This is a genomic window from Thauera phenolivorans, assembly GCF_001696715.1.
Lineage (GTDB): Bacteria > Pseudomonadota > Gammaproteobacteria > Burkholderiales > Rhodocyclaceae > Thauera > Thauera phenolivorans.
Genome location: NZ_MBFM01000001.1, coordinates 516,304 through 522,180 on the forward strand (window position 1 = coordinate 516,304; position 5,877 = coordinate 522,180).

Sequence of the window (5,877 nt, forward strand, 5' to 3'; positions counted from 1 at the left end):
CGGTCGGGCCTCCAGCAGGGCGGGCGGCAGCGGCGCCGACAGCGGCTACGGCGGCGACGCCGGCAGTTGGGCGAAGGCAGGTGACGCGACCGCCAACGCGCGCGGCCGTGGCGACGACACCGCAGATGCGAGCAACGCGGCCGGCGCCGCCGGCGGCACCGGTGGCGCCGGCGGCGCGGCCGAGTCGACCGGCGGCACGGCTGGCGCGTCGAACGCGAACGGCGGCACCGACATCCAGACCGCCTCGGCCACCGGCGGCGCCGGCACCTCCGGCGACGCATCGGCAGACGGTACCGCCAATGCCACCGGCGGCACCGGCGGCAACGCGACCACCGGCAGCGCCACCGCGGGTGCAGGCACCGGCGGCGCGGCGACCGCCTCGGCAACCAGCGGAGATGGGACCGGCGGGAGCGCGACCGGCGGCAATGGTGGCAACGGCGGAGCCGGCGGTCAGCTTGCGGGCGGCGCGGCCGCCGGCGGCGAGGGCACGGGCGGCGCCGGTGGTGCGGGCGGCGCAGGCGGCAGCGTGGCGGTCAATGCCGGCGTGTTCAACATGTCCAACACGCTCAGCGGCACGCTCGATGGCGCGGCGGGCATCACGATCGTGTCCCAGAACAGCGGGATCGGCGCCCTGGTGCAGCAAAGCGCCAACGTGCAGGCCAACCTGACCCTGCGCTGAGCCTGTGCTAGCGACGTCGGACCTCCCGGCGAGGTTCGACGTCCGCTTCGCATCGTCCAGGAGCGAGACAATGAAGCACGCAACATCCATGATCGCGCTGAGCGTCGCCTTGCTCGCCACCTGCGGGTCGGCAGGCGTCGCGCGCGCAGCAGGCGATGAAGCCCGCACCCCCCTTCTGGCCTTCTCGCAGGGCACGAGCGTGGTCGACACCTCCATCCTCGCCGAACAGCGCGGCGGCGCCGACGTTCACGACGTGCAACTGAGCAAGATCTGGGCGAACGGCCAGGTCAGCGAAGTTCAGGCCTACGACCTCGTCACCGGCAGCAACATCGTCTCCGAGGGCTCGCTGGCCAACGCGTCGGGCATGCCGATGCTGATCCAGAACTCCGGCAACGGCGTCCTGATCCAGAACGCGGTCATCCTCAACGTCGAGGTGCGCTAGCCGCGATGAGCTCGACCATGACCGCGCTTTCGCGCAAATGCGCCCTTCTCTCCGCCGTGGTCGCGATCGCTTCGCTCGCGTCCACCGCGGCCTTTTCCGACGGCTTGCGCCTGAGCGCCCCGCTCGCCGGCAACCCGACCGTCCCGGTGGTCAGCATGAAGGAGGCGCGCTTCGTCGCCACGCTGCGCCAGCAGTACGACTTCTCCTGCGGCTCGGCCGCCGTCGCGACCCTGCTGACCCATCACTACGGACAGCCGGTGGGCGAGGCGGAAGTCTTCAAGGTGATGTTCGAGAACGGCAACCGCGACAAGATCCGCGCCGAAGGCTTCTCGATGCTCGACATGAAGCGCTACCTCGACGCCCGAGGCTTCCCGACGATCGGCGTCGAGGCATCCCTCGATCAGCTGCTCGAAGCGAACGTACCGGCGATCGCGCTGATCAACGAAAACGGCTACTCGCACTTCGTCGTCATCAAGGGGGTGCGCCCCGGCGACGTGGTGATCGGCGATCCTGCGATGGGCACGCGGGTGCTCAAGCGCGCCCAGTTCGAGTCCTGGCGGGTCAACGACATCCTGCTCGTCGTCAATGAACGCCTCGACCTGGCCCGCTTCAACCTCGCGAGCGACTGGCGTGTGCGCCCCAAGGCGCCGGTTTCGGATCCGGGAAACCGCAACTTCGCCGACCTGCAGCTCTTGCGGCGCGCGAGCATCGTCGACTTCTGACTTCTGAACGAAAGGCGAGACCATGCCTGCCCTGCGAACGCTTCCCCTGATGGTCCTGCTCGGCTTGACGCTCGCAGGGAACCCGACGAGCGCCAGCGCGGCGCTGGAGGAATCGCTCGCGGCGGACTCGGCTGCATCCTCGGTCGGCCGCCCTTCCCTGCTCGCGGCCACGCCGCTCGACGACGCCACCCTCGACGGTCAGCGCGGCGGCTTCGCCGCCCCCGGCGGCCTGCAGATGAGCTTCGGCATCGAGCGCGCGGTGTTCGTCAACGGCGTGCTCGAGAGCACCACCCATCTCAGGCTGAGCGATCTCGGTCAGGTCGTCGCCAGCCTGCCCCCCGGCGCGCGGTTTGCCGTGGTGCAGAACGGGCCGGGCAACGCCATCGCGACCGCCCTGCCCGGCGATGCCCTCGGCACCCTGGTGCAGAACTCCCTCAACGACCAGACGCTGCAGGTGGTCAGCACCATCGACATCAGCGTCAACAGCGCCGAGCTCCTGCGCGGAATGCGGCTCGACATGTCGCTGCAGGATGCGCTGAACCGCTCGTCGCTCGCACGCTGAGGCGAACGCAGGCAATCCGGACGCACGCGCGTCCGGCCGAAAACGGATCGATCGCCCCCGCTGCGGCGGGCCCCGCGCCGGGTGGCGATCCGCTCAAAGAGTGATCGGGACGCGCAGCGTCAGCTGCAGGTCGGGCGTATCTCGCGTGACCCCGACGCCGACCGAGAGATTAAGCGTGCGCTTGTCGTTCAGCCTGTGGGAAAAGCCGAGCAACAGCGAGCCGAGCTGCACGCGAACACCTTCAGCCTTGGAGCCGTCGTAGCGGAAGGTCGCATCGGTCTTGGCAACCGACAAGTGGTCGTAGCCGATGCTGAATGAGGAGCGCTCGTTCAACGCGAGCCCCATTCCGAAGTTGAAGCCGAACACACCGCCCGGCTGGATCTCGTCGTAGGTGTAGTTTTCGGGATCGTCCACGTTGACCAGATTGGGCGTCACTCCATTGCGCTTGAAGCTGTACTGGTAGCTGATGCCGCCGAAGAAGACCGCCGGGTCCGACGGAATCAGCACGGTCAGGCCCGGCGTGAGCGAATAGAAGCCCGAGCCCGTCGGCAGTTCGTTCACGTTGCCGGTGCGTGCATTCTCGACACTGACGCTGGTCGCGACTTCGAACGGGTCCTTGCCCGTACGGGTCTTGAATCGCAGCGAGGCGATGTAATAGGGCGAATCGCCGCCGCCGTCGTTGAGCTGGTAACGCCCGATGAGCTCGACGTCGCCGATTCCGTTCGCATCCTCCTTGAAGAAGACGTTCTGCACGCGCTCCGGATCGGCGATCTCGCGCGCCCTCACGTCGTCCCAGCGGTACACGTAGGGCACCCGCGCCTCGAGTTCGAAGCGATTGGTGATGCCGCGGCGGAACGCGAGGGTGCCGGTGAAGGAGTTCGACTTGACGTTGCGAACGTCGATGAGGCCGATCAGGATGGCCGGAATCACCGTGTAGCCGACCAGGGCGATCTTGTCCGACGACGAGTACTGATACTGCAGGGACGGCTCGAAGATCGTCGTGCCCGGCGCGGTCAGCACCCCCGGCTGTTCGAAGAGGGGCGCTACCTCGGGCGGTCGCTCCGGGGCGGCAGGCGCCTGACCGACCGGCTGCACCTCGTCGCCCGCCTGCGCGATCGGGCCGACGCCCGCGGCCGCACGCGCCGCGGCGGACGCGGGCGCTGGTGCCTGCACAGTCTCCGTTTGCCCGCTCCCAGCCTGGGCCGGCGCATTGCCCCGCCCTCTTGCCTCCAGCCGCATCGTCCGCCGCAGCTCGTCGAGCGCGTCACGCTGGGCGTCGAGTTCGCGCTGCAGGCGTTCGATCTGCCGGATCTGTGCCGCGAGCTGTCCCTCGACGTCTTCGCCCGCTTCCTCGGCGAGGCCGGAGCCGGCGCCCGCAGCGAGCAGGATGCCGGCGATCCCGGGCGCGAGGCGCGGACGTTTGCGTGATGAACGCTGCATGTGATACCCCCTTCGAGTCGGAACTGGCTGTAGCTGACGGGCGCTAGAGCACGATCTTCAGCCGATCGATCATGCGGTAAAGCGTCACCCGGGACACCCCGAGCTGTCGGGCGGTCGCGGAAACGTTGTTGCGGCACTTCTTGAGGCTGGTCTCGATCAGCTCGCGCTCGACCGATGCGCGCAATGCCTCCAGCGTCGGGGGCTCGGCACTCGCCGCTTCGGCGAGGCCGAGATCTTCCGGTGTGAGGAGGCGGTGGTCGCTCATCACCAGGGCGTGGTGAATGCGGTTGCGCAGCTCGCGGACGTTGCCGGGCCATGAGTGGGCCATCAACGCGCTCATCGCCGCGGAGCTGAAACCCCGCACCGGCGAGCCCTTGCTGCGGCACTCCTCGAACATCTGCTGCGCCAGCAGGGGGATGTCCTCGACCCGTTCGCGCAGGGCGGGCAGCTTCAGGCCGACGACGTTGAGGCGGTACAGCAGATCCTCGCGAAACCGCCCTTCCGCGACCGCACGCACCAGATCCACATGAGTGGCGGCGATGACCCGCACATCGACTTGGACTCGCTCGGTGCCGCCGACCCGGGTGATCGTCCTGTCCTGCAGCACGCGCAACAGGCTCGACTGCATTTCGAGCGGGAGGTCGCCGATCTCGTCGAGGAACAGCACGCCGCAACTCGCCGCCTCGATGTTCCCCACCTTGCGCTGGCTGGCGCCGGTGAAGGCGCCACGCTCGTAGCCGAAGAGTTCGGAATGAATCAGGCTGGGCGAGATCCCGCCGCAGTTCATCGCGATGAAGGGCCCGTCGGCACGGCCCGAATAGCGGTGGATCGCGCGGGCGACCAGTTCCTTTCCGCTCCCCGATTCACCGCCGATCAGCACCGGCGCGTCGACCGCCACGATCTTGGCGATCTTCCGGTAGAGCTGCCTCATCGGCGCACTCTGGCCAACCATGCCGTAGGACGCCTCGATCGCAACCGGAGGTCCGTTCTGGTGAAGCAGCTGCAGCTTGCCCCAGGCGTGGCCGAGCATGACCTCGAGCCGATCGCGGTCGAACGGGGACGAGTGGAAGTCGTGAAAGCTGCGCAACAGGCGCGACGGCAGCCTCGCAGCCGCCTCGAAGCCCTCCTCGAACAAGGCGAGCCATTCGGTGTCGTGGCGGGCGAGCAGTGCCTCGAGTTCGTCGGTCGGCAAGGGGCGCTTGCGGTCGAACACGATGAGCCCGATCTGGGGCATTGCCTGCGACAGCGCCTTCTGCGCCGCGGCGAGGCTATCGACCACCTGGAAACGCCAGCGAGGCAGCTCCAGCGCCAGCAAGTCGGCGCCGATCCGCCCGCCGGGGTCGACCAGCACCCCCTTTCGCTCACCCATATACCCCCCTGCTGCGCGCGTCGTCGCGCTTGTTGCGCCCCGCCCTCGAACGCGCGATACGCGCCCACGAGAAAGTACGATTGCATGATTTATAGACTGCATATGCAGCCGGAGTCAAGCTGGGAGATGCCCGAAACGGGAAGGGAAATCGCTATTAAATCAACATTCTATGAATTTACGCCAGCAAGCTCGAGGCCATCCTCTCGCTCGCGAACGAAAAACGCTCCGGCGACCGAAGCGGGTCACCGGAGCGCTCGAACAGCGGACTGAAACGGGCGACTGCCGGCCCCTGGGCCGGCCGCGAGAATCAGCTCAGACTGCCGTGGCAGTGCTTGTACTTCTTGCCCGAGCCGCAGGGACAGGGGTCGTTGCGGCCGACCTTCGGCCCGGCATGGACGACCGGCTGCGCCGCGGCATCCGGCTCGCTCTTGCCCGCGCCGAGCGCTTCGTCATAGTCCGCATGGTGGTACTGGACGTTCTCCACCTCGGGCGGCGCCTCGGCCTCCTCGAGCTGGGCCTCGGCGCGGATCTGCACCGTCATCAGCAGCCGGGTGACGTCCGCGCGCACCGTGTCGAGCAGGGTCTCGAACAGCTCGAAGGCTTCGCGCTTGTACTCCTGCTTGGGATTCTTCTGCGCATAGCCGCGCAGGTGGATGCCCTGGC

The 5,877-nt window shown here is 68.1% G+C and carries 7 protein-coding genes and 1 pseudogene; 5 read left to right on the plus strand and 3 right to left on the minus strand.

The features are described 5' to 3' along the window. The 4 genes and pseudogenes from BB334_RS18360 to BB334_RS02420 all read left to right on the plus strand — a co-directional run. Window positions 1–679, plus strand: a pseudogene (locus BB334_RS18360) (hypothetical protein); the annotation flags it as partial. A gap of 70 nt (window positions 680–749) precedes the next feature. After that, window positions 750–1,121 carry a hypothetical protein gene (locus BB334_RS02410; RefSeq protein ID WP_068803943.1) on the plus strand — a complete coding sequence of 124 codons (372 nt, stop codon included), beginning with the start codon at window positions 750–752 and terminating at the stop codon, window positions 1,119–1,121. Between the two features lie 17 nt (window positions 1,122–1,138). After that, window positions 1,139–1,843, plus strand: a complete 705-nt coding sequence (locus BB334_RS02415; protein WP_088179138.1) for a C39 family peptidase — start codon at window positions 1,139–1,141, stop codon at window positions 1,841–1,843. Between the two features lie 22 nt (window positions 1,844–1,865). After that, window positions 1,866–2,405 (plus strand): hypothetical protein, encoded by a 540-nt coding sequence (locus tag BB334_RS02420; RefSeq protein WP_158014335.1) that lies wholly within the window; start codon window positions 1,866–1,868, stop codon window positions 2,403–2,405. 93 nt (window positions 2,406–2,498) lie between these two features. Here the strand turns inward: BB334_RS02420 and BB334_RS02425 are convergent, their stop codons facing one another. Next, window positions 2,499–3,578 carry an acetate kinase gene (locus tag BB334_RS02425; protein WP_232756626.1) on the minus strand — a complete coding sequence of 360 codons (1,080 nt, stop codon included), beginning with the start codon at window positions 3,576–3,578 and terminating at the stop codon, window positions 2,499–2,501. A 9-nt stretch (window positions 3,579–3,587) separates the two neighbouring features. Between BB334_RS02425 and BB334_RS18570 the strand changes: the two genes are divergently transcribed. Continuing rightward, window positions 3,588–3,833, plus strand: coding sequence for a hypothetical protein (locus BB334_RS18570; RefSeq protein WP_232756627.1), 246 nt, complete (start codon window positions 3,588–3,590; stop codon window positions 3,831–3,833). 55 nt (window positions 3,834–3,888) lie between these two features. Here the strand turns inward: BB334_RS18570 and BB334_RS02430 are convergent, their stop codons facing one another. After that, window positions 3,889–5,214, minus strand: coding sequence for a sigma-54 dependent transcriptional regulator (locus tag BB334_RS02430; RefSeq protein ID WP_068803950.1), 1,326 nt, complete (start codon window positions 5,212–5,214; stop codon window positions 3,889–3,891). Window positions 5,215–5,521: 307 nt separating this feature from the next. Then, the coding region (locus BB334_RS02435; protein WP_198531158.1) for an SEC-C metal-binding domain-containing protein at window positions 5,522–5,877 on the minus strand (356 nt) is incomplete at its 5' end.

What these genes read in the sequence shown, in the direction of transcription:
- BB334_RS02410 (WP_068803943.1), top strand. Translation starts at nt 750, where the DNA reads ATGAAGCACGCAACATCCATGATCGCGCTGAGCGTCGCCTTGCTCGCC.
- BB334_RS02415 (WP_088179138.1), top strand. Translation starts at nt 1,139, where the DNA reads ATGACCGCGCTTTCGCGCAAATGCGCCCTTCTCTCCGCCGTGGTCGCG.
- BB334_RS02420 (WP_158014335.1), top strand. Translation starts at nt 1,866, where the DNA reads ATGCCTGCCCTGCGAACGCTTCCCCTGATGGTCCTGCTCGGCTTGACG.
- BB334_RS02430 (WP_068803950.1), bottom strand. Translation starts at nt 5,214, where the DNA reads ATGGGTGAGCGAAAGGGGGTGCTGGTCGACCCCGGCGGGCGGATCGGC.